This is a genomic window from Bifidobacterium sp. LH_512, assembly GCF_056356435.1.
Map to the genome: position 1 here is coordinate 108,021 of NZ_JBKEUE010000003.1, position 22,483 is coordinate 130,503.

Here is a 22,483-nt window from a genome sequence, read left to right on the forward strand (position 1 = left end):
CACGCAGACAGCGGCGGCCCATCCATTATTAAAAGAAGCAGCATGGAAGCAGCATTCGAACAATCAAGTAAACTCCGATGACATACGCGACTATCGATTTGTCAAAATTAGACGCCTTGACGGCGTATCGGTCGCTGCCCGTCACCGAAGCGGAGAATCCGCTGCCTCTGTATAGGCGCCGTATATGCACAACGCGACAGCGGCCTGCGGTCAACGATGATTACTGGCTGGAGGCTGCCGCCGCGTTGTGACGACGATAATACTTTCTAATTTTGCGATTATCGGTCTTGTGATTTACAGCGCTGCGATGGCGTCGATTTCGACGAGGGCGCCCTTGGGGATATCGTTGCCGCCGAACGCGCAGCGAGCCGGCTTAACGCCACTGACGAACACTTCGGAATAATGGGCGTCAACTTCTTTGAAGTCTTCCACGTTCTTCATGTAAATCGTGGTACGCACCACGTTGTTCAGACCAGTTCCGGCAGCCTCAAGAATGTGGGCGATATTCTTCAGCGCCTGCGTGGCCTGCTCGCCTGCGGTTTCACCCACCAGTTCGCCGGTCACCGGATCGATGCCCAGTTGTCCGGACACGAACACGAAACCGTTCACCTTCACAGCCTGGCTGTATGCGCCCAATGCGGCCGGCGCACTTGTCGTGCCCACTGCTTCAAGCCGTTCGTTCATTGCTGCTCCTTCATTGGTCTCAATCATCGGGTTCAATCATCGAATCAAATCATCACATCAATTTTTTGAATCAAATCATCAGCCCGAATCATCAATCCTTTCGATGCCCGACATCATACGTCGGCAAAGGCGACTCCCACCAAAATCCGACGACTATATGAGACCGACATGCACATCCAAAATTTCCAATACGCTACTCAATATTCGCGCCGGCTTCGTCTCACTGTTTTCAACGGAATGATGCAGCATCGTCATATCGTCTCCCAGCATGCCTTCCACGCCCTCAAACAAACAATATGACGCGGTGCGCGAATCCCCCACAGATCCCGCAAATACCGGCACTCCCCACCGTCGCGCATCATCGGCGAACGACATCGTCATTTCACGACCACGTAACACCACAAAATCAAAGTCATCCCTCCAATCAACAGATTCCGGTTTGCCGCTCGCACAATAGCCGACCGTCCATTCAGGGCGGAAACGGCGCATTTCATGCATCACCATCGGATTTGCCGACATTGCCATCACAGGACCTTTATATCCGGCAAGATATGTTTCACGTGAAATCGCGCGTGCAATGCGTATGGCGTCATCATTTCCCGCCTTCAAATCAAGCAACAATCCGATGCCCGAAGAATGCGCGGCAGCAAACATCTGACGTAATGTCGGCACGCGATACTGCATACCCTTCGAGTACATGCGCATCCCCTGCAGCGTACGTAACGAAACGTGCGACACGGTCACATCGCGTCCCTCCAAAGACAAACGTCCGGTTCTACGATCATGAAAGGCGACAGGCCAGCCATCTTTTGTCAAACGAACATCGATTTCCGCATAATCAGCACCATTCTTCGCCGCCTGGAACACAGCCTGCAACGAATTTTCAGCACTGCCCGCATCGCCGCGATGCGCAATGACAACAGGCGCAACCCGCCGTTGCGACGCAACGACATCAACCGCATGCCAAAACATGGAAACATCGGCAAGCGATACCGCAATCAGCAGTATGGCGACAAACGCCTGAAGCATACAACGAATGTTCCATCGAGCTGTTGCAACGTATTGCAGCAGCTCATGCGCGATCCTCTTATTGTTCATGCCGCCTCCTCACACACTAAAAGTGCCGCACATCGATATCAAGCGAAATCACCGATAATTACATCTTCGTTGTTGTTTTCGGATACTTGTATTGTCGCAAATTAACACCGCAAAAGCGTCGGGAACAGGCCAAAATCAGGGAACACATAAGAGAAATTCAGGGAACGCTCAGGGTCAGCCTTACATGATTCCGCACACTCATCAATGCATCAAACCGCAAAGGACTTCTTCGTCACTCCAAACACCCATCAGCGACGCCAACCTGCGAAAGACCTTCTCAAAACCCCGAATTTCCGCCAGCGACACAAATCTGTAGTCAAGCATTTTCCGCATGTCACCGACGCGCACTTAGCGACACGCCAAACAGAATTTACCCACAGATTTGTGTCGCTGAGCAGCAAAACAACGAGTAGAGAATATGGCACTCGATTGTCGCATGCTCGCCGATGTTGATTGACCGACAATGACGCTTGCCGGCAGCATTCCCATATGCCCAGAATGTTGCCCAACTGGGCAAAGGCGATGGACGGGTATCAGAAAACCATATGGTTCGCGACCGAATCGGCAAAACCACGACTAAACAGCGGCGATGAAAGGTGTCCCAACACCCCTTGGAATTACACGGTTTTGTGGGCTCGATGGGGATCGAACCCACGACCTTCTGTTCCGGAGACAGACGCTCTATCCACTGAGCTACGAACCCGAGTAACTTGACTATTCTATGCCATGCATGGACTAAACCAGCACACCAAAAATACTCTGATGTGCGATCAGAGCCATCCACAACGGTCACACTTGCTGTCCAGCACGCATCCCGTCAGCAGGTGTGACCGTTTTAAGGCCTAAAAACGGTCACATTTGCAGGGGAAGCGGCCGCCGGTGGACGGCGGCCAGCGTATCAGTACATCAGCGTCGCAAGGCGACGGCGAGCGCGCTTCAGGCGTTCGTCATCAGCCGGCGGAATCAGGAAATATTCCAGCATGCGCTGTCGCACCGGCTCGATATCGGCGCGATGACCCGCCGCAAGGAAGTCCAGCAAACGATCGAACGCATCCTGGATTTGGCCGCCGATCATATCGACATCAGCGACGGCGAGTTGCGCGTCAACATCATCCGGATGCGCCGCAGCGGCCTCACGCACGACGCGCACATCAGCCGCGCCGGACCTGGCCAGCAGCAGCGCTTTCGCACGCTCGCGCGCGGCCAGCGTATCACTCGGATCAGCTTCCAACACCTTGCCATACGCGGCGGCCGCACCGGCATAATCACCCTGCTGCGCCAACATGTACGCATCCATATGTTCCGCAGGAATCTGCGGCTCACTCGAAGCACCAGCATCCACACCACCCGCAGTGGTCTGATCCGAATCTCCCGAGTATGGCGCACTGCCGACAACGCCAGCCTGCTGTGCGACGGCAACCAGCTTCGGAATCACCTCATCCGCAATCTGCTGCAATTCAGTATCCGACGGTAGGCCTTGCAGAATCGGCATCGGACGGCCGCCAATCAAACCGAACAATGCAGGCGCGCCCGTCACTTGGAAAGCCTGTGCAATGGACGGATTCTCAGCAATATCAATACGAGCCAGCTGAATCTGACCGTTCATCGCATTTACAGCGTCGCCCAGCTTCTGAGCCATCGGGAACAGGCGGTCATCCGTCGGCACCCATAGCAGCAGCACGATCGGGAATGTGGCCGAAGTCTGCACCATCGCCTGGAACGTGTTCTCCGAAACATCAATCACATAGCCGCCTGCGGCCGGAGCGCCACCGACTTCGCCGGGCTCCGCCTTGACCTGATGCTTCAACGCTTCCAAATCAACCGCGCCCGCAAGGGACACACCAGGATTGAACTGACCTGCCATTATGCCTCCCGACTCATGCTCTTTCGTCAATCGCTTTCACCGATTAGGAAAGGGCATTATTCAAAAATCATTGCTGCATCCAACTATAGTTGCGCGTCACAGAATTCCGCGCTGTGATTGCGCTTACAGCCAGCAAGCTGTAATCCAAGGTGATGCCCGCAAATTTACAGCGCTTCCACCTTCACCGGCTGCCATTCGGCGCCGACCGCCGTGATCTGCTGGTCGGATCCTTCCGGAGGAATATACAGCGCGACCATGCTCACATATGTGACTTTCATCGTGCTGGTGGCCGTCGCACTGCCAAACAGCGCGGTTTCCGAATCGGAGGCCGGCAGCGATTGACGTCCGGCACCGGCTTCGCGAATCATTTCATTATTGATCTGCGCCACAACCAGCTCGCCGCCATCCGCAGCACGCATACAAGCAAGGGATCCGTCAACGGCACTGAACGTCTGCTGCAATGTGCCTTCGTTTCGTTGCATGCCTTCCTGCACGGTTTGCGTCTGCGATACCATCGCCTGACGGAAATAATCGTCCGCAATTAAGGACGCATACTGACTGTTCGCGCTATTTTGCAACACGTCCACATATTGTGCGACGGCTTCCTTCGGTGCTGCCACCAGACCGGCATCATCGTCATCGCCCATCTGCGAGCCGATGCTGGCAATGGCGAATTTCGGCAGCTGCGCGCCTTGGAACAGTCGCGCAACGCCCCACAGCTTGTAATTCTGACGCGGCGAATCCTGCTTCAGCACCAGCAGTCGCTTGGATTGCTGGTCTTCCGTTGTTGTGGTGATAGCAAAAACGGTACGAGGCCAGCCGCTATCGGTTGGGATGATCGTTTGTGAAATGTCGGTTGGAATAGTGGCCTTCTTATCCAGCTGACCCGTCGCGCGCGCGGTGATCAGTTCGCTGGTGCGCACTTGCAGGGCAGGCCCCGACATAATTGTGGGCAGAATATCGATATTGCGATCCTGATTTGCCTGGTCAAGCGTTTCCAGGATTTGCGTACGGATTTTCTTTTCCTGAGTTTCCGTCAAATCCGGGGACGCCGTAGCTTCGGATGAGGTGGTGCCGGAAACCGTTGGCACTTGGCCTTCACACGCGCCCAAGCCGAAAGGCATACAGATGGCGGCAGCGAGCGCCATGATTGCGGTGATGCGTGATTTCTTTGCCATCATGCCTCCTTGTCGTCTTCGCTATGTGCAGATTCATTATTGTCTGATTGTGATTGCGCGTTGGCGGCCTCCTGTTCAGCGGCCTCCTGCGCGAGACGCGCGAAATATGCTTGCAATTCGTCCGGTGTGATCACAGAAGTCGTTTCGCCGACATCTTCAAAGGAGTCATGATTATCCGCACCGCCGTTTGCAGCATTCGCGCTGCTGCTTTCCGTATCCGCAGAATTTGCGCCGTTCGTTGCACTGTCCGCACTGCCTGAACCAGCCGCGCTGTCCGCCGTATGCTCAATCACCAGATTGCGTGTGCTCGGATCCACGATGCTTGGCGTTGCCGGCTGCCCGCCAGCAGCAGAAACAGCGGTATCGACGCTTTCAGCCGTATGGGCTCCAGCACGATGCGACGCGTGGCGGCGACGAGGACGCTGCGATGACGACGTCGAAGCTGCCGACGGAATGGCGTTCAGCACCGCCGTGGCCCAAGGCGACGGAGCGCCAACGGCTACTTCCTCCACCGTCTCCCCAACAGTTTCAGCGCCTTCCACTGTCGAATGATGACGGCGCTTCTGCGGCGGCATCGCAAAAACCGAAGCCGACAGCACCGCCATAATCGCAAGCAACACTGCACACAAATAGAACGGCATCGCAAAATCTGGCACTGTTGTACGAGTCCAGTGCATGGCGATATCGGCGTTTTTCTTCGCGCCTAAATCAATCAAAGCGACATTCGTTTCAGTAGGCCCCAAATCCTGCTCATCAACATTCAAGGAGACTTCGCGCGTGCCGCATTGTGCGGAAATCCACATGTCGGAATCTTCCATCGCTACGGGGTTCTCGGAAGTATCGGCACTCCCCTGCGCCCGCGCCTTGTCGGTAGACAGCGTCGTCCAATCGGCCAGACCTGTAATACGCGTATATGATTCGCCTGCGATCCACCCGGCGACGTCCTTGGCCGAGCCGACGGCAATGCAAACATCCACGCTCGACCCCGTCGTTGAAACGGTAAGCTTCGTCTGCTTGTCAACCAGCGGCAGAACGCCTGGATCCGTGACGATATATCGGCTACCGGAGACGCTCGCCGAAGCCGTCACCGACGTACTCGGCTTCCATTCGGTTGCGTTCAGAACGCCCAAAACGATGCAGGCCACCGCCAGCAAGCCAAAAATAGGCGTAACGATCCCGCGCATGATCTTCGCACGTTTGGTAGGCTTCGCGAACACACGCTCGGTTTCGGATGCTTGTGCAGTGTCCTGTTCGGATCCGCTGTTTTCCTGCTCAATAGTCATAACACGTTCCATTCTACAATCCAACCTTGATGCATTCTGGAAGCTGCAGACGTTTATAAATCAGGGTTTGCGGCTAGGCTATGGAATCATGCGCAATACTTCGAAATTCCTTAAGACCTTGGCCGCGGCATCCGCATTGGTGCTGTGCTTGGGCGTTTCCGCGTGCGGCGAATCCTCTTCTGATTCTTCCAAATCATCGGATTCCTCCACTTCCTCTGATTCGTCCATTTCGATGAATCAAATCGCAGGTGTCACCGCCACCGGTGAACCTGGCGAAAAGCCTGAAATCGCTTTTAAGGCGCCGATGACTGTTGAGGACAACAGCTATGTTGTGTTGCAGGAAGGCAATGGCGATCAGATTGAAGACGGCGACCGTCTGTGCATGCAGGCCATTGCATTGAATGCGCAGGATGGCACCGAAATTGCGAGCTCGTGGGAAGACAACACCCCGGATTGCTCCGTGCTGGTTTCGTCGGATTCGCTGAACTCCGATTATTACAATATTTTCAAATCGTTGAAGCTGAATGCGACGGTCGCCTTCGGCTCGAATGATACGAGCTCCTCGACTGGCGTGTCCTACATTATGGCATACACGCTGGTATCCAAGTCGAAGGATTACACGCAGGCCACCGGCGATGAAGTCACCGATATTCCGGCCGATCTGCCGAAGGTGACTCGTGCCAAGAACGGTAAGCCGTCGATCGATATGAACGGCTACAAGGGCAGCGATACGCTGATCGCTCAGCCCCTGATCAAGGGCAAAGGCGCCGCCGTTACCGAAAAAGACAGTGTCGTTGTGAAGTATTCGGGCTGGCTGCTGGACGGCACGCAGTTTGATTCTTCGTGGGACCGCGGCAGCACGTTCACCGCAGACGCATACAGCGGCGGCAACAGCACCGTGATTGAAGGATGGCAGCAGGGCATGGTCGGACAGACCGTCGGCTCCCAGGTGCTGATGGTGATTCCTCCGGATCTGGGATATGGCGACACCGAGCAGGGTTCCATTCCTGCAAATTCGACGCTGGTGTTCGTCGTTGATATTCTTGCCGCCTACCAGACCGATTTCAGCTGAACCGGTGGATTCGTTTGAGGCAAGCCGGGCATCTTTAAGCAAGGCGCATTCAAAACTCAAACACCCCAAACAATCCAACCTACCTGGTCAATGAATTCGGGCCGCATCCAACTACTGCGTCGGATGCGGCCCATTTTTTCGTCAAAGCCACGTGATTCTTACGAAATCAGACCCCGGCCAAACCCAAAACCGTAAAAACCACATGGTTTTAACGAAACACCCCCCATGAAACCCGTAATTTCGTAAAAACCACGTGGTTTTTACGAAATCCGGGATTATTGTGAGTTCAAAATATAAAAACCCTATGGTTTTAACGGAATATACGAATCGGCAGACGGGTGGGCGGTTAGAACAGGCGCAGGGAATCGTCTTCCGTGCCTTTCATGTCGTCATAGTCGAGAATCAGGCATTCAAAGCCGCGATCATGTGCAAGGACGCGCGCCTGCGGCGTAATCGTCTGCGCTGCGAAAATGCCACGCACCGGCGCCAGCAACGGATCACGATTGAGCAAATCACAATACCGCGTCAGCTGTTCGACGCCATCAATGCCGCCATTTCTTTTAATTTCGATCGCAACATGCTGGCCGTTGCCATCAATCGCCATAATATCGACCGGGCCAATCGCCGTCGGATATTCACGCCGCACCAACGTCGCGCCTTCACCGATACGCTCGATCTGCTCGGCCAAATAGCGCTGCAGATGATCTTCGACGCCGTCCTTGATCAGGCCGGGATCCTCACCTAAATCATAGGTTTCATCCGAATAAATATGCTGCAACGTCACTTCCAACACGTCCGACGACTTCATGGCGGCGGCGCGCAACACCTTTTGAGGCGCAGGCGTATCCACGTCGGTGTCGGCATTGTCAGGCGTGATGTCTTTAAGCGTGCAAGGCGCGGCCATCCAATTCAGAGGCTTGTACGAGCCCAATTCGGAAAAAATCAGCAGACTGTTATCCGCTTTGATGAGCAGCACGCGCTTGGCCAATGGCAGCGACGCGCTCAGACGGCCGGAATATTCGGCGGAACAATCAGCAACAATCACACGCATAACGTTTCACAATAGCGTATGCAAGCGATTGCGGCGCAACGACCGTAAGATCCAGTCCGCCCTTTTCGTGATCTCTCTTAGGAAATCACGAAAAGGGCCATTAGCGGAGCACAAAACATAAAAGCCCCGGGAAAATCACGGGGGTGAGAATGGAACGGTATAGGAATCCACGGAAACAACGAAGCGGCCTCCCGCGTCGGACAGGAGGCCGCTTGTAGTGACAAGCCCAAATCAGGCTGCGATCACGCAATCGCAAACGCGTGAATCAGGCCGCGGTTTCGGGCGCAGATTCAAGCTTCACCACATCGCGACCGCGCTCAACCGCAACCGTGAGCTTATTCGTGTCGAAGGAGATGAATCCGTCGGCCACTTCAAAGTAGTGACGTTCCTTATCGGCGTCGACCACCGTCAGTGTGCCGCCCTTCACGACCGAAAGAATCGGCTCATGATCGGGCAGGATGCCCATACTGCCTTCGGAGGCGGGAATAATCACGGACGTCGCCGTGCCGTGCCATACCGGATGGTCGGCAGCGACGATGTTCACTTGCATGGTTGAATCGGCCATTACGCACCGAATTCCTTCTGCATGTCATGCCATTTCTTCTCGAGGTCTTCGATGCCGCCGATACCGGAGAACGCCTGCTCCGGAACGTCGTCATACACGCCGTCGCAAATGCGGGTGAAGGCTTCGATGGTCTCGTCAGCCGGCACATAGGAGCCCGGACGACCGGTGAACTTTTCGGCGACGTAGAAGTTCTGACCGAGGAACTGCTCAATCTTACGAGCACGGTTCACGGTGGTCTTGTCTTCTTCGCCAAGTTCGTCGATACCGATAAGGGCGATGATGTCCTGCAGTTCCTTGTTGCGCTGCAAAATCGCCTTGACACGGTTGGCGCAGTCGTAATGGGCCTGGCCGACGTAACGCGGATCAAGGATTCGCGACGTGGAGCTCAGCGGGTCGACGGCCGGGTAGATGCCCTTGGAAGCGATGTCACGAGAAAGCTCAGTGGTTGCATCCAAGTGGGCGAAGGTCGTGGCCGGGGCCGGGTCGGTGTAATCATCGGCCGGCACGTAGATGGCCTGCAGCGAGGTGATGGAATGGCCGCGGGTCGAGGTGATGCGCTCCTGCAGGGCACCCATCTCGTCGGCCAGATTCGGCTGGTAGCCCACTGCGGAAGGCATACGGCCCAGCAGCGTGGACACCTCGGAACCGGCCTGCGTGAAGCGGAAGATGTTGTCGATGAACAACAGCACGTCCTGGTTCTGCACGTCGCGGAAGTACTCGGCCATGGTCAGTGCGGTCAGCGGAACACGCAGACGGGTGCCCGGCTGCTCATCCATCTGGCCGAAAACCAGTGCGGTCTTCTCAAGAACGCCGGCTTCGTCCATTTCGCCGATCAGATCGTTACCTTCACGGGTACGCTCACCGACGCCTGCGAACACGGACACACCGCCATGGTTCTGGGCGACTCGCTGAATCATTTCCTGAATCAGAACGGTCTTACCGACGCCTGCACCACCGAACAGACCAATCTTGCCGCCCTGCACGTACGGGGTCAGCAAATCGATGACCTTGATACCGGTTTCGAACATCTGGGTCTTGGATTCCAGCTGATCGAATGCCGGCGGCTGGCGGTGAATAGGCCAACGCTCGGTGATGGTGATCTGCTCGCCTTCCTTCTTGTTCAGGATGTTGCCGGAAACGTCGAAGACGTGTCCCTTGGTCACGTCGCCGACCGGCACGGAAATCGGACCACCGGTGTCAAGCACCTTGGCTCCGCGGACAAGGCCGTCGGTCGGCTTCAGGGCGACTGCGCGCACGGTGGAATCACCGAGGTGCTGTTCGACCTCAAGCGTGATCGTGTGGGTGGATTCGCCTTCTTCCTTCGTGCCCATATTAGTCAGCTCGACGGTCAGAGCATTGTAGATGTCGGGCAGGTGGCCCACCGGGAATTCGACGTCGATGACCGAACCCTGAATACGCGTGACGCGTCCGTTGGTCGGCTCTGCAGCCATCTCGGGAGCCGCTGTGGTCTGAATGTCAGCCATATGCGTTCCTACTCTTCCTTTGTATTCAGCGCGTCGGCGCTGCCGATGATTTCGGTAAGTTCCTGGGTAATCGAAGCCTGACGTGAAGCGTTGAGCTTACGGGTCAGATCCTCGATCAGGTTTCGAGCGTTCTCTGTGGCCGTATGCATGGCGTTCTGGCGGCTTGCCGTTTCAGATGCGGCGGCCTCCAGCAAGCATTCATGAATACGCGACTGGATGTACTTCGGCAGGATTGCGTCCAACACCTCATCCAAGCTCGGCTCGAACGAATACAGCGGCGAAGCCTGCTCGGCCACGGATTCCGGCACCGGGCCGGCGTCCGACTGTTCGGGACGTACCAGTTCGACCGGCAGCATACGCAACACGCGAACCTTCTGGCTCACCATGTTGATGAATTCCGTGTAGACGATATACAGCTCGCCTACGCCGCCTTCAGACGCCGGCTTCATGTATGCGTTCATCAGAGCATTCGAAATCGCTTCCGCGACTTCCACGCCGGGCTGGTCCGTGTTACCTTCCCAAGTGCCGGCAATATCGCGATTGCGGTACTTGTAGTAGGTGACTCCTCGGCGACCATACACATACAGCTCCGGCTGCTTGCCGACCGCGTCAAGGCGGGCCAGCAGCGATTCCGTTTCACGGATGATCGATGAGGTGTAGGCGCCGGCCATACCACGATCAGAAGTCAGCGCGAGCACGGCAACACGAGTGTTGTTCGGCTCACGCTTGACAATCGGATGATCGATATGGCTGTGCGCCACCAGCGCTTGCACGGCGTCGAAAATCGCATCGGTGTAGGGCTTCGCATTCAAGGCCACGTCACGTGCCCTTGCGATATGCGAAGACGCGATCATCTCCTGGGCGTTGAAAATCTTTTCCAACGATCCCGTGGAGGCGATCCTGCTCTTCAATGCGAGTTGCGATCCCATGTGCTACTTCTTTTCTCCGGCCATCGGATGCTGGTTCGGGTCATGCACCGGCTTTTCGGCGTTGGCCACGATACGTTCCTGCTCCACCGGGGTTGCGCTCTTGATGCTCGGCTTGTGGCTGACCAGCGGAGTGCCCGCCTTGGTCACATAAGTCTCGCGGAAGGCTTCCACAGCCGTGTCGAGGGCGGCTTCCGTCTCGGCGGTGAAGTCACCGGTTTCGCGGATGGTGGTCAGAATGTCGGTGTTGTGATCGAGATAATCGAGCATGGCGTGTTCGAACGGCAGCACATCGGCGATTTCCAGATCGTCGAGCTTGCCGTGGGTTCCTGCCCACACCGAAACGACTTCCTGCTCCATCGAGTACGGAGAGAACTGCGGCTGCTTGAGCAGCTCGGTCAGTCGTGCACCACGGTTCAGCTGGGCCTTGGAAGCCGCATCCAGATCGGAAGCGAACATGGCGAAGGACTCCAGCGAACGGTACTGTGCCAGCGAGATCTTCAGCGTACCGGAAACCTTCTTCAACGCCTTGGTCTGAGCGGCGCCGCCGACTCGAGACACGGAGATGCCGACGTCCACGGCCGGACGCTGGTTGGCGTTGAACAGGTCAGACTGCAAGAAGATCTGGCCGTCCGTAATGGAGATGACGTTGGTCGGAATGTAGGCGGACACGTCGTTCGCCTTCGTTTCGACGATCGGCAGACCAGTCATCGAGCCGCCGCCCAGGTCATCGGAAACCTTGGCGCAACGTTCGAGCAGACGGGAGTGCAGATAGAACACATCACCCGGGTAAGCTTCACGTCCCGGCGGGCGACGGAGCAGCAGGGAGATTGAGCGGTAGGCTTCGGCCTGCTTCGACAGATCGTCGAAGACGATAAGCACGTGCTTGCCGTTGTACATCCAGTGCTGTCCGATGGCGGAACCGGTGTACGGTGCGATGTACTTGAAACCTGCAGAGTCGGAAGCCGGAGAGGCGACGATAGTCGTGTATTCCATTGCGCCGGCGTCTTCAAGGCTCTGCTTGACGGAGGCGATGGTCGAGCCCTTCTGGCCGATGGCCACGTAGATGCAGCGGACCTGCTTCTTCGGGTCACCGCTCTCCCAATTCGCCTTCTGGTTGATGATCGTATCGATGGCGATAGCGGTCTTACCGGTCTGACGGTCGCCGATGATGAGCTGACGCTGGCCACGACCAATCGGGGTCATGGCGTCGATGGCCTTCAGGCCGGTGGACATGGGCTCATCAACCGGGTGACGGTGCATAACGTCCGGGGCCTGAGCTTCAAGGATTCGACGTCCTTCGCTCTTGATTTCACCCAAGCCGTCAATCGGATTGCCCAGCGGGTCAACGGTACGGCCCAAATAGCCGTCACCGACTGGCACGGAAAGCACTTCGCCGGTGCGACGGACCTCCTGGCCTTCCTCGATGCCAGCAAAATCGCCGAGAATAACCACGCCGATTTCACGAGCGTCAAGGTTGAACGCCAGACCGAGCGTGCCGTCTTCGAAGGTCAGCAGCTCATTGGCCATGCAACCAGGCAGTCCCGTCACGTGCGCAATGCCGTCGCCAGCCGTGGCGACATAACCCACCTCTTGGGTGGGGGTGTCGCTCGGCGTGTACGACTCGACGAACTCATCGAGCGCCTTGCGTATCGTGGTGGGATCAATGGTAAGTTCTGCCATGATCACTCCTTATTGTTGTTATCAAATTCAAGTCAAGTCGTCAGGTTTTCCCCGAGGCTTTTCTCACCTTCAGGCGGATTACATGCCCGCCTGTGCCATGCGCTGAAGCTGCTGCAACTGCGCGACCACCGTATTATCGGTGACTTCGTCGCCCACCTGGATGCGCATGCCGCCCAGCACCGCCGCGTCGACGATGGAGTTGACATGCACCGGTCGGCCGAGCTTTTCGCTGTAAATCGCAATCAGTCGGTCGATCTGCTTATCCGTAAGCGGTGTCGCCGTCGTGACAGTAATCATCGATTCACCCATATGGCGGGAGAATTTGCTGATCAGCCACTGGATGGTGGCCAGGTAACGACGATTGCGCAGATTACAGGTGGCATGTTCAGCCAGACGTTTGGTGACCACGTCGAAATCGCTGCCGCCGATCAAACTGTTCAGCAGCTTGGTGCGGGCTTCGGCCGGCACGGTGGCGTCATACAACTTGGCACGCACCACCGGCATCTTCAACAGTGCCGAATGCAACTGTGCAAGCTCAATCGAAACCTGCAAGGTCTTGCCGCGATAATCCGCGTAATACATCATCGCGTCCACGCCGAAATCCTCGACTGCATTCGCGATATCCGAAACGCGGCTCCATTTGCGGCCGACCAAGTCGGTCATGATTTCCATCGTTATGGCATGCGCCTGATCGCCAAGCAGCGTGTTCAGGACGGCCACCTTGTCTTCAACGGGGCGCGACGGGTCGGTGAGAGCGCGTTCAAGCTGCACATTGTGATCCAGCACATTGGTGATCGTGAACAGTTCGTTTCCGATACGCCATGCCTCATCATTCGTGTCGCGCAGCTTGGGTGCCAGCGAGTCACGCGAAACGCGGTCTGCGATGCGCGATGCTTCTCCTCGCATTGGTCACCTCCCTTTCTTGGAAACTTACTGCTTGTCGCGGTCCATATCGTCGAGCATCTGGTCGATCATCGACGACTGCACGGCGCTGTCCTGAAGCTGGTTGCCCAGGATCTTGCCGGCAAGTGCCGTGGCCAGAACACCGACTTCACCCTTGAGGCTCACCATCGCCTGACGCTGCTGCGATTCAATCGCACGCTGCGCGTTCGCAGTAATCTGTGCCGCGTCATATTCAGCACGGGCACGGGCGTCAGCCACAATATGCGAAGCTTCAGCGCGGGCGTCATCGCGGATCTTCGATGCCTCCACCCTTGCGTTGTTCAGCTGAGTCTCATACTTGGCCTTGGCCTCGTTGGCTTCCTTCTGGGCCTGTTCGGCTCGAGCGATACCACCTTCGATCTTCTCAGCACGTGCATCGAACACGGCCTGGAACTTCGGCAGCACAACCTTATAGAAAACAGCCGCGATGATGACGAGGATGACCAACGACCATACGATGTCATACGTTTCGGGCAGGAATAGTTTGATTCCATCGCCTGCTGCTTGCGTCATTGACCGCTCCTCCTTTCTGATTCGTTATACGCCTGTAATAAACGTTCGTTAGGCAATGCCAAACGTCCGAATCACTGAGCCATCATGAAGGCGACGAAGCCCAGCAGGCCCAGAAGCTCGATCAGAGCGGCGCCGATGAACATCAACGTCTGCAACTTGCTGGCCATCTCAGGCTGACGAGCGGTGGATTCCAAAGCCTTGCCGACCACGATGCCCAGACCAATGCCAGGGCCGATGGCCGCGAGGCCGTAGCCGAGAACGCTCAGGTTGCCTGCAACTTCGGCGAGGGTGATGATATCCATTTGTTGTCCTTTCTTACCGAAATCTGACAATATCGGGCGATGTCACATAACCGGGCATCGCAAATCTCATATACGGTTCAGTTATGTTGCCCGCCGAACGGGCCTTAGTAAATACCTGTTGGTCGGCGAAACATCGTCGGCGCCGCAGGTACTACAGATTATTTATTCGAGTTCCGGATAGCTCTGGCTGATATACACGGTCGACAAGATGGCGAACACATACGCCTGCAGAGCGGCGACGAACATCTCGAACAGAGTCAGGACGAAACCGCCTGCAAACCAGGCGGCGCCCACGCCGATCATCATCTTGTTTTCGGCAACGATGATGTAGTACTGGGTGAAGGCCAAGCAGGTAGCCACCAGAAGATGGCCTGCAATCATATTGGCGAATAGTCGAATCGTCAGCGACAGTGGACGAATCACCAACAATTCCAGCAGCTGAATCGGCGTCAGAATAATGTAGATCGGCCACGGAACGCCAGCCGGGAACAGCTCTTCCTTGAGGAATTCGCCGAGACCCTTTTCACGTACGGCTGCAATCCAATACTGGCAGAACGTCCACATAGCGAAAACAAGAGGCATCGTAATCGTGGCGTTGGCGGCGATATTCATGCCCGGGATGACGCCACAGAGATTGAAGACGAAAATCGCCATGAAAATCGTGGTGATCATCGGCACGTAGCGCTTACCACGCAACTCGCCCATAACCTGATACACAATGCTTTCGCGAACGAAATCCAGTACCCACTCGACCGCCGCCTGCCAACGACCAGGCACCAGCTTGGCGCGCATGGCGGTTACGACCATAACAGCCAGAAGAATTACCGTGGCGACGATACGGATGAGGATGATGCGATTAATCGCAAACGGTGTGCCTTCGAAAAGACATACGTCAGGCAGAAAATCGGAGACCGAAGGGAGTTCCAGCCCGTTCTCCGCTGCCAACAGCAAGCCCGTGTTCCATGAACCCATAGCCATGCCTCCTGCTTCCATATGTTTCTGTCAGTCTAACGCAACGAATCGTCACCGAGGTAACGGCTCAGAGCGTCTTCTGCTCGTCACACGAAGCATGCCTCGTTCCGATTCGGAATCTCTCTGAGGCATTCGACTCCGAATGGCTGAGATTGAATTATTTGCCTGCGTCTAGACAACAGACATAAGCCTTACTGCCACAACGATTTCTCGGCGTTTCGCCAATGCAAAAACCAGGCAGCGGCAGTGGACGTTTCACACATGAAGTGTCCACTAAAATGCGCGATGATTCCGGCCGAATATAACCGGAATCATCGCGTGCTATCGTCATTATCCGCTTGCAAAAGTTACCGGCTGATTACGCCGTAACCGTCGTGGTCAAAAATCGTGAAACCGTCTTCGCGCGGCGATCCCGGCTCATGGCGAATGGAGCGATCCGTGCCGAGTCGTTTTTCGGAACGCAGCTGCGGAATCTCCGTCAAATCGTACGGCGTGGTCTGATATACCCAGTTCAGCCAATTGCGCCACAGCAGATTCGCATGCGCACGCCAGGAGAACAGCGGCTCCGCATTCGGATCGTCATGCGGGAAGTAATTCTGCGGAAATGGCACATTGGTCATGCCTTTGGCCATATCGCGATCGTATTCCTCTTTCAGCGTGTTCTTGCCATACTCCCAATGACCGAGCGCGAACACTTCGGCGAAATCACGTGTGGCGATGAGGCCCGGGCCTGCTTCCGGCCCCCATGTCAACACCTGCAAGCCCTCTCGCGCCGCGATATCGTCTTCATTAACGCCGGCGAGGCGGGAATGCGGCTGCAGGCAGATTTCGTCGAAACCGTTGGTCAGGAAGCAGTATTCGTCTTGCAAATACTGCGGGAATACGCCAAAACGCTTGCTGTCAAGATTCATTTTGCGCACGCCGTAACGGTGGTACAGCGCGCCCATCGCGCCCCAACACAAATACATGGTCGAGAACACATGAGTGGACGCCCAATCAAGAATCTCCTTGAATTCGTCCCAATAGTCGACCTGTTCGAAATCCAGATGTTCCACCGGAGCGCCAGTGACCACGAATCCGTCATAATAGTTGTCGCGCAGTGAATCCAGATTTTCGTAGAACTTCACCAAATGATCGGCACTGACATGAGTGCCTTCATGGGTGGAGGTTTTCATAAAGTCAATTTCCACCTGCAGCGGGCTTTTCGAAATAAGACGAAGCAGCTGTGTCTCGGTTTCGATCTTCTTCGGCATCAGATTAAGAATCACCAGCTTGAGCGGACGCACGCGCTGGCGTTCCGCTTCCGGTTTTTCAAGTGCGAAAATACGCTCCGAGTCAAGGATCTCTCTGGCAGGCAGGCCGCTGGGGATTTTAATAGGCATGATTCCCATTATGGCTGTTCCTCGGATATGGCGGAAAAACTTGAAATACATTGATATAACGAAGAATGACAGGAATTGGTCGAACATAGGAAAATTCGCGACACGCCGAGTTGACAGATATCAATCCATCTTTAATATGGATAAAGCTGTCTGAAAGACAAGCCGACGCGGGGTGGAGCAGCTCGGTAGCTCGCTGGGCTCATAACCCAGAGGTCCATGGTTCAAATCCATGCCCCGCTACCAACGCCTCCGGTTTCACATTGAAGAAATCGGAGGCTTTTTCTATATCCGACAGGTTCCACATCGTACGCCCTTTGAATTTCGCAGACATACTGGCCGAAGTAATGCCCAGCACAGCTGCAAGATCTTTTTGTTGAAGCCCGTTTGCAGCGAGAGCAATACGCATATTCCTCGTGACGGTTTTATTCAAATCTACATTTTCCATGTTTCACAGATTAGCATATTACTAATTCAAACAGCAAATAAAACGCCTATTTTGTTTTTATAGACACAATGTGGTATATGTGTTACCCATGTCCATTAAGGAAAAAACTAATCAGGCATGTAGGATTAAAGTTCTACTGACTTTACGTGGTATTTGGCAAAAGGATGCCGCAAAAGCACTCGGAATTACCGGTGCAACTTTTTCATCAAAACTCAAAGGTGATATTCGTTTCAGCGCTGACGAGATTGCCGAGCTTTCCGACTTATTGAACGTAAGCACCGATGTGTTGCTTGGCCGTGAGCCATTGGAGGTCAAATGATGGCTGATCCTGTTGATGAGATGCGGCGTCATGGCCCTTATCCGTTACCACAGTTCATTTTTCAGGATGATGGTACCGGTGATGGCCGAACCAGCAAGCGACCCTATAAACCAGCCTACGAAGCTTGCTTTTCGATTCTCTGTGCAGCATGCTTGACGGGGTTTTTCTTAGCCTCAATTCTTGGTATCTACATTTATGCAAGCGCGTCGGCTGCTCCGTCCAATGGATCCCGACGTAGTCATCAGACCCTATCGTCTCGGAACCGGGGTGCCAGATGACGACAAACTGCTTCATCGGCTCACGTGAGAGTTTGGGAATCACTTGGAATCCAAGCAGTGCCTTTCTGCCGTCCCGTTCCGTCTCCTCGTACAGGAACGCACCGTATCCATGGAAATCAAGGTCGACCATGTATGCTTCTCCGTCACCTGCGTTCATGAGATACCCGACGCATACAGGTTCGCCGAAACTACGGTTCTCCCGCATGTTCACAAGTTCGGGCATCGTTTCCCACCAGGCTTCAAAGGGGACGAACAGTACCTCGGCCGACGGCCTGTGCCGCCATGTACGGGTGAAGGTCAACAACGATATGACAAACCCCAAGGCCGAAAGACCGACTGTTATCCAGGTCTGCACAGTGAGTCCAAGAAACTCAATCTCCGACAAATCCATGAGCTCTTCCTTCCCCCGTCGTGTAAGGCGGTTTGTTTGTTTCCTGTTCGCCAGCCTACGCCGGCGGGGGAAGGACCCTAAACGTTCGACCATGGAGGCCTCACGATGACACCGGTCGCGTTCCGCGTCGACTACGACGCCAACTATGACGCCTACCGCCTGCGCGTGCAGACGGGCGACGGCTATAACGAGTTCCTGTTCCGTCAGGACGCTTTCGAGGTGCTGCGCCGCGCCCTGCTGGACGCCGGCGCCCAGCGTATCCAGTCGAAACCGCACTAGTGTCCCACCACCGTCCGGTGGCACACCGTTTTACGCGTTCGAGGCCCCGTATGTGGTAGGGCCGAGCGGGCTTAACGCCGGGGTTGGCCGACCGGAACCACCGCCGCGTGACCATCGCGGTAGCTGCGAAACGAAATTTTGGTCACCGAATCGATTGGGATGCGGAACAAGCGGGTACCGGGCCGCCATCGCCACATACGTGTGGATTCCAGTCGATGACCGACCCCGGCAGGGCCTCGACCCTGCGTCTTGTGCCGACGGCCATGGCTCCGTTACGAAACGCGCCATCCTTCGGGATTCCAAGACCTTGCATGTCCGCCCCTTGGGCCTCGGCCGAGAGCCATCATTCTCGGCCGAGGCTTTTCAAGGGCCGCGGATAAAGGTCTTGACCTCAAACCATCCACCACCCGAAAGGCGGTTATCAACATGAAAGTCCACAAAAGCACAGGCCGTCTCTCGTTCGACCTCAAGCAACGGCAGGCCGCGACGAAACTCCTGCACCGACTCCTGGGCATCCATCATCGGGCGTCCAACGGCATGGTCTCACGCAGCGGACTGTGCAACCAGATGGGCGTCAGGGACAACGAACTGCAACGACTGGTCATGCTCGGATACCTGCCACGAAAAGCGGTGAAACTGGACGGTTCGAGGTGCTACATGGTCTGCGACGTGATCGCTGGATTGGAGGCGTATCTGGGAAATGCTGAACCGCCGTACAGGAAGACCCGTGAAGACACCGCCGACGCTGGCTGAGATCCTGTGCTATCAGGACCCGACCGACAAACGGATAGGCGTCATGTGGATGGCCGACCTCGTGGACAAAAGGGCACAATTGGTCGGCTGCACCGAAATGGACGCGCATACCGTCATGGGAGACCTCGGATGCACGCAGATAGTGGAATTCGCGGCGCTGAAGGATTACGGCGTGCCGATCTACAAGCGAGGCGGCTGGATGCTCGACTGCCGAACCTTCAGGGCATGGGCCGTGCAAATGGACCGAGAACTGGCAGGAAAAGAAAGAACGAAACCAATGGCAGAAACCGGGATGCTGATATGAAACCGACGAAACTGTACTACTCACGTGCCGAGACGGCTCGTCTGCTCGACATCAGCGTGAGGACGCTGGACAGGATGCGCGCCGCCGGCGAGGGGCCGCGTGCGACGATATTCGGCCCGCGGACGATACGCTACAGCGCGGGCGACATCATCCGATGGCAGAGGGGGCGGCAATGACGACGAGACGCAGGCCGATAGCCAGATCCGTGCAGGCCAAGGTATTGGCGACGTACGGGACGGAATGCTGGCTGCGATTCGACGGGTGCACCGGCACGGCCGAGACGCTGGACCATGTGATGCCGTACAGCAAGGGCGGCAGCGACACCGTCAAGAACCTGCTGCCGGCCTGCCGCCACTGCAACTCGATGCGGGCGGACCGTCTCGTGCAGGGACGAGGCATCGACGTGCATGTGATCATATCCATACCACACGCGAAACCGCGACCGCACAAGGGAAGAACATTGGACTTCAGGGCCATGCTCGACCTGACCACCAGCGGCGTGCAGCTGGACGAGGACGGGTACGAGATAGCCGTGGCCGCATGGCGAGGAGCCTGCAACAGGGCGCTGCGCATCGTCTCGTCACGCAGGCTCACGCTGCTGCCGCCACCGGCATTGGCCGCGGCGTCGTGGCGCGAATGGATACGCCTCGGCTACGACGTGCGCATCGAGGACGGCACCGACAGCCGCCCGTTCGGCAGCGACGCGGAGACGCGCGACTACATCACGCTCCTGCGTGCCGGACTCACGCAGACGCGCATCGACGAGCTGACACGACGACGAGACGACGACTGGCGGGCCTACGGCCTGCTTTTTTAAACGTTCGCCGCCACGAGGAAGAGCCCGCCACTTTTTTGGCCTCTCTCCGACCGGAAATAAAAAAATTCCGGCGAAACCGCCGGAATTCATAGAAATTGCATGACAACCATACCACAATCAGGGGGAAAACGTCATGCCCATGTTCGAGGGAATGGACGAGGACACCGGACGAGACATCGGCCCGATGGAACGCACCGTCAACGAGTTCGCCACAGCCTACGACGGCAACGACGACCAATACCGGCACATGATCATAGCCGGCATGAAAAGCCTCGCGCGCAACATCGACAGCCAGACCAAACGCGGCAGGGAAATCAGCCGCAACATGACCGCGCTGCTCGACTGCCTACGCGAGCTGCGACAAATGGACGTCGAAACTTCAAAACCGGAGGACAACGACGCCACCGCGGAACTGCTGAAAGCGATGGCGATGTGATGGGTGAGGCCATGCCGCGCTACTGCTCCGGCCGTGACGAAAGCCTGCCGACCGACGGCGCCAAGGTCGCGGCCGTCAGTGAGGCGCTCGGCCGAGCATTGAGCCCATGGCAGCGTCTGACCGCCGACATCGCAGGCGAATACACGACCGATGACGAAGGCCGTCACGTTCTCGTGCATCCTCGCGTCGTCGTCACCGTCCCTCGGCAGGCAGGAAAGACCGCGCTCGACGAGGCCGGCCACATCAGATCCATGCTCATGGGACCGAAACGCATCGGATGGTACATCGCACAGCGCGGTACCGATGCCGTCGCCCATTTTAAAAGCGTCGTCAAGGACGTGGAAAACAGTCCGGCGCTCCACTCTCTCGTGCAAGACGTCAAATACACGGCCGGCGACATGGGGCTTTATTTCAAAAACGGCAGCGTGTTCAAACCATCCCCGCCGACAGACAATTCCGGCCACGGATTCCAGGGCGACCGCATCACCCTGGACGAGGCATGGGCATTCGGCGAACAGCAGGGCAAGGCCCTCATACAGGCGTTCATCCCGACTACCATCACACGACTGCAACTGACCGGACAGCAGCCGCAATTGTGGATCATGAGCACCGAGGGCACCGCCGACTCGACGTTCCTCAACCCGCTGCTCGCGGAATGCCGTCGAGGCCTATGCCCGACGTCCTGGGCAGTCATTGATTACGGCCTGCCGTTGGACGAGGACCCCGAGGACCTCGACGCGGTATGGCGCTCACATCCCGGCGCCGGCCACCTGTTCAACCGTCGGCAGCTGGACGGCTACCGCGACGAGTTCCGCGGGGACCCCGCAGGATGGCGTCGAGCGTTCTGCAACATCCGCGACGACGGCGCGCTTGAACGCGTGTACACCGACGACATCTGGCAGGCGACCGCCACCGGCGACGACCTGACGCCCGAATGGGGCAGCGCGGCGCTCGGCGTCGCCGTCGACATCGACCAGGCATCCACCAGCATCGCCGTCGCATGGACCGACGAAGGACTCACCCGCACCAGCCTGCTGTACCGCCAGCCGGGCACCGTCGGAGCCGCTGACGAAATCGCCGACATCGCGAGACGCTACGCGCTGCCGGTATGGCTCGACCGAAAAGGCCCCGCCGGCGTCATCGCCGACCAGCTCACCGGATCGCACGACGACGTCACGCTGGCGGACATGCCCGCGGCCGACCTCGCCGCTACCGGCCCGGCACTGCTCGACATGATGCGCAACGGTGCCATCGTCCACGAGGCCGACGATGCGCTCGACAAGGCAGTCGGCGTCGCCGTGCGCCGATGGTCCGGCGATACTTGGTATCTCGACCGCCGCCAGTCGCCCGGCGACATCAGCCCCATCGAGGCCATGCAGCTCGCGGTCTGGGGCTGCCGGCACACGCCACCGAAAACACCGTTGCAGATTTTCTGACCTGTCCACTCCTGTCGCCTTATGTC

General features: G+C 56.8%; 27 protein-coding genes and 2 tRNA genes. 11 read left to right on the forward strand and 18 right to left on the reverse strand.

Features of this window, described 5'->3' with window-relative positions; translation table 11 throughout:
- Positions 1-294 precede the first annotated feature (294 nt).
- Both AC1AWD_RS07240 and AC1AWD_RS07245 read right to left on the reverse strand, forming a co-directional pair.
- A complete protein-coding gene (locus tag AC1AWD_RS07240) occupies positions 295-684 on the reverse strand; it encodes a Rid family detoxifying hydrolase (protein ID WP_476565126.1) in 390 nt (129 codons plus the stop codon).
- Between the two features lie 153 nt (positions 685-837).
- On the reverse strand, positions 838-1,551 hold the full coding sequence (locus AC1AWD_RS07245) for a glycerophosphodiester phosphodiesterase family protein (protein ID WP_476565267.1): 714 nt from the start codon (positions 1,549-1,551) through the stop codon (positions 838-840).
- Here AC1AWD_RS07245 and AC1AWD_RS07250 point away from each other — a divergent pair.
- Positions 1,468-1,887: a hypothetical protein gene (locus AC1AWD_RS07250; RefSeq protein ID WP_476565277.1), complete on the forward strand. Its 420-nt coding sequence runs from the start codon at positions 1,468-1,470 to the stop codon at positions 1,885-1,887. The genes AC1AWD_RS07245 and AC1AWD_RS07250 overlap by 84 nt on opposite strands.
- A gap of 525 nt (positions 1,888-2,412) precedes the next feature.
- Here AC1AWD_RS07250 and AC1AWD_RS07255 read toward each other — a convergent pair.
- The 4 genes from AC1AWD_RS07255 to AC1AWD_RS07270 all read right to left on the reverse strand — a co-directional run bounded on the left by AC1AWD_RS07255 (position 2,413) and on the right by AC1AWD_RS07270 (position 6,107).
- Positions 2,413-2,485: transfer RNA gene (locus tag AC1AWD_RS07255), tRNA-Arg, on the reverse strand.
- 195 nt (positions 2,486-2,680) lie between these two features.
- The gene (locus AC1AWD_RS07260; RefSeq protein WP_476565128.1) at positions 2,681-3,646 is read right to left on the reverse strand and encodes a tetratricopeptide repeat protein; all 966 of its coding nucleotides are present in this window, start codon (positions 3,644-3,646) and stop codon (positions 2,681-2,683) included.
- A gap of 164 nt (positions 3,647-3,810) precedes the next feature.
- Positions 3,811-4,824 (reverse strand): DUF8094 domain-containing protein, encoded by a 1,014-nt coding sequence (locus AC1AWD_RS07265; protein WP_476565130.1) that lies wholly within the window; start codon positions 4,822-4,824, stop codon positions 3,811-3,813.
- A complete protein-coding gene (locus tag AC1AWD_RS07270) occupies positions 4,824-6,107 on the reverse strand; it encodes a hypothetical protein (protein ID WP_476565132.1) in 1,284 nt (427 codons plus the stop codon). The genes AC1AWD_RS07265 and AC1AWD_RS07270 overlap by 1 nt, the downstream gene beginning before the upstream one ends.
- 88 nt (positions 6,108-6,195) lie before the next feature.
- Here AC1AWD_RS07270 and AC1AWD_RS07275 point away from each other — a divergent pair, with 88 nt between their 5' ends.
- Positions 6,196-7,179, forward strand: a complete 984-nt coding sequence (locus AC1AWD_RS07275; RefSeq protein WP_476565134.1) for an FKBP-type peptidyl-prolyl cis-trans isomerase — start codon at positions 6,196-6,198, stop codon at positions 7,177-7,179.
- A 346-nt stretch (positions 7,180-7,525) separates the two neighbouring features.
- On the opposite strand, the gene nucS is transcribed toward AC1AWD_RS07275, so the two are convergent.
- The 10 genes from nucS to AC1AWD_RS07325 form a co-directional block, all read right to left on the reverse strand.
- Positions 7,526-8,230 (reverse strand): endonuclease NucS, encoded by a 705-nt coding sequence (nucS, locus tag AC1AWD_RS07280; RefSeq protein ID WP_476565135.1) that lies wholly within the window; start codon positions 8,228-8,230, stop codon positions 7,526-7,528.
- Between the two features lie 265 nt (positions 8,231-8,495).
- Positions 8,496-8,795, reverse strand: a complete 300-nt coding sequence (locus tag AC1AWD_RS07285) for a F0F1 ATP synthase subunit epsilon (RefSeq protein ID WP_476565137.1) — start codon at positions 8,793-8,795, stop codon at positions 8,496-8,498.
- Complete coding sequence (atpD, locus tag AC1AWD_RS07290; RefSeq protein WP_476565139.1) at positions 8,795-10,279, reverse strand: F0F1 ATP synthase subunit beta; 1,485 nt, start codon at positions 10,277-10,279, stop codon at positions 8,795-8,797. Before atpD ends, AC1AWD_RS07285 begins: the two co-directional genes overlap by 1 nt.
- A gap of 8 nt (positions 10,280-10,287) precedes the next feature.
- Positions 10,288-11,208, reverse strand: a complete 921-nt coding sequence (locus AC1AWD_RS07295) for a F0F1 ATP synthase subunit gamma (protein WP_476565141.1) — start codon at positions 11,206-11,208, stop codon at positions 10,288-10,290.
- 3 nt (positions 11,209-11,211) lie between these two features.
- The gene (gene atpA, locus AC1AWD_RS07300; protein ID WP_476565143.1) at positions 11,212-12,888 is read right to left on the reverse strand and encodes a F0F1 ATP synthase subunit alpha; all 1,677 of its coding nucleotides are present in this window, start codon (positions 12,886-12,888) and stop codon (positions 11,212-11,214) included.
- Between the two features lie 78 nt (positions 12,889-12,966).
- Entirely contained in the window at positions 12,967-13,794 is an 828-nt protein-coding gene (locus AC1AWD_RS07305; RefSeq protein ID WP_476565145.1) for a F0F1 ATP synthase subunit delta, read from the reverse strand.
- Positions 13,795-13,818: 24 nt separating this feature from the next.
- Positions 13,819-14,343 (reverse strand): F0F1 ATP synthase subunit B, encoded by a 525-nt coding sequence (locus AC1AWD_RS07310; protein ID WP_476565147.1) that lies wholly within the window; start codon positions 14,341-14,343, stop codon positions 13,819-13,821.
- 71 nt (positions 14,344-14,414) lie between these two features.
- On the reverse strand, positions 14,415-14,645 hold the full coding sequence (atpE, locus tag AC1AWD_RS07315) for an ATP synthase F0 subunit C (protein ID WP_476565149.1): 231 nt from the start codon (positions 14,643-14,645) through the stop codon (positions 14,415-14,417).
- Between the two features lie 162 nt (positions 14,646-14,807).
- On the reverse strand, positions 14,808-15,617 hold the full coding sequence (gene atpB / locus AC1AWD_RS07320) for a F0F1 ATP synthase subunit A (RefSeq protein WP_476565269.1): 810 nt from the start codon (positions 15,615-15,617) through the stop codon (positions 14,808-14,810).
- Between the two features lie 347 nt (positions 15,618-15,964).
- Positions 15,965-16,999 carry a homoserine O-succinyltransferase gene (locus AC1AWD_RS07325; protein ID WP_476565151.1) on the reverse strand — a complete coding sequence of 345 codons (1,035 nt, stop codon included), beginning with the start codon at positions 16,997-16,999 and terminating at the stop codon, positions 15,965-15,967.
- Between the two features lie 166 nt (positions 17,000-17,165).
- Between AC1AWD_RS07325 and AC1AWD_RS07330 the strand changes: the two genes are divergently transcribed.
- Positions 17,166-17,242, forward strand: a tRNA-Met gene (locus AC1AWD_RS07330).
- Here the strand turns inward: AC1AWD_RS07330 and AC1AWD_RS07335 are convergent.
- Complete coding sequence (locus AC1AWD_RS07335) at positions 17,199-17,444, reverse strand: helix-turn-helix domain-containing protein (protein WP_476565271.1); 246 nt, start codon at positions 17,442-17,444, stop codon at positions 17,199-17,201. The two genes, AC1AWD_RS07330 and AC1AWD_RS07335, sit on opposite strands and share 44 nt — an antisense overlap.
- Before the next feature lie 88 nt (positions 17,445-17,532).
- Here AC1AWD_RS07335 and AC1AWD_RS07340 point away from each other — a divergent pair, with 88 nt between their 5' ends.
- Positions 17,533-17,763: a helix-turn-helix transcriptional regulator gene (locus AC1AWD_RS07340; RefSeq protein ID WP_476565153.1), complete on the forward strand. Its 231-nt coding sequence runs from the start codon at positions 17,533-17,535 to the stop codon at positions 17,761-17,763.
- Between the two features lie 54 nt (positions 17,764-17,817).
- Here the strand turns inward: AC1AWD_RS07340 and AC1AWD_RS07345 are convergent, their stop codons facing one another.
- Positions 17,818-18,432 (reverse strand): hypothetical protein, encoded by a 615-nt coding sequence (locus AC1AWD_RS07345; RefSeq protein WP_476565155.1) that lies wholly within the window; start codon positions 18,430-18,432, stop codon positions 17,818-17,820.
- Positions 18,433-18,537: 105 nt separating this feature from the next.
- Between AC1AWD_RS07345 and AC1AWD_RS07350 the strand changes: the two genes are divergently transcribed.
- The 7 genes from AC1AWD_RS07350 to AC1AWD_RS07380 all read left to right on the forward strand — a co-directional run bounded on the left by AC1AWD_RS07350 (position 18,538) and on the right by AC1AWD_RS07380 (position 22,457).
- Positions 18,538-18,711, forward strand: a complete 174-nt coding sequence (locus tag AC1AWD_RS07350) for a hypothetical protein (RefSeq protein ID WP_476565157.1) — start codon at positions 18,538-18,540, stop codon at positions 18,709-18,711.
- A gap of 426 nt (positions 18,712-19,137) precedes the next feature.
- On the forward strand, positions 19,138-19,464 hold the full coding sequence (locus tag AC1AWD_RS07355; RefSeq protein WP_476565159.1) for a hypothetical protein: 327 nt from the start codon (positions 19,138-19,140) through the stop codon (positions 19,462-19,464).
- Positions 19,439-19,768, forward strand: coding sequence for a hypothetical protein (locus tag AC1AWD_RS07360; protein WP_476565161.1), 330 nt, complete (start codon positions 19,439-19,441; stop codon positions 19,766-19,768). Before AC1AWD_RS07355 ends, AC1AWD_RS07360 begins: the two co-directional genes overlap by 26 nt.
- Positions 19,765-19,944 carry a helix-turn-helix transcriptional regulator gene (locus tag AC1AWD_RS07365; protein WP_476565163.1) on the forward strand — a complete coding sequence of 60 codons (180 nt, stop codon included), beginning with the start codon at positions 19,765-19,767 and terminating at the stop codon, positions 19,942-19,944. The genes AC1AWD_RS07360 and AC1AWD_RS07365 overlap by 4 nt, the downstream gene beginning before the upstream one ends.
- Positions 19,941-20,585 (forward strand): HNH endonuclease, encoded by a 645-nt coding sequence (locus tag AC1AWD_RS07370; protein ID WP_476565165.1) that lies wholly within the window; start codon positions 19,941-19,943, stop codon positions 20,583-20,585. Before AC1AWD_RS07365 ends, AC1AWD_RS07370 begins: the two co-directional genes overlap by 4 nt.
- A 133-nt stretch (positions 20,586-20,718) precedes the next feature.
- Positions 20,719-21,021 carry a hypothetical protein gene (locus AC1AWD_RS07375; protein ID WP_476565167.1) on the forward strand — a complete coding sequence of 101 codons (303 nt, stop codon included), beginning with the start codon at positions 20,719-20,721 and terminating at the stop codon, positions 21,019-21,021.
- Positions 21,022-21,032: 11 nt separating this feature from the next.
- Positions 21,033-22,457 (forward strand): hypothetical protein, encoded by a 1,425-nt coding sequence (locus AC1AWD_RS07380; RefSeq protein WP_476565169.1) that lies wholly within the window; start codon positions 21,033-21,035, stop codon positions 22,455-22,457.
- Positions 22,458-22,483 lie beyond the last annotated feature (26 nt).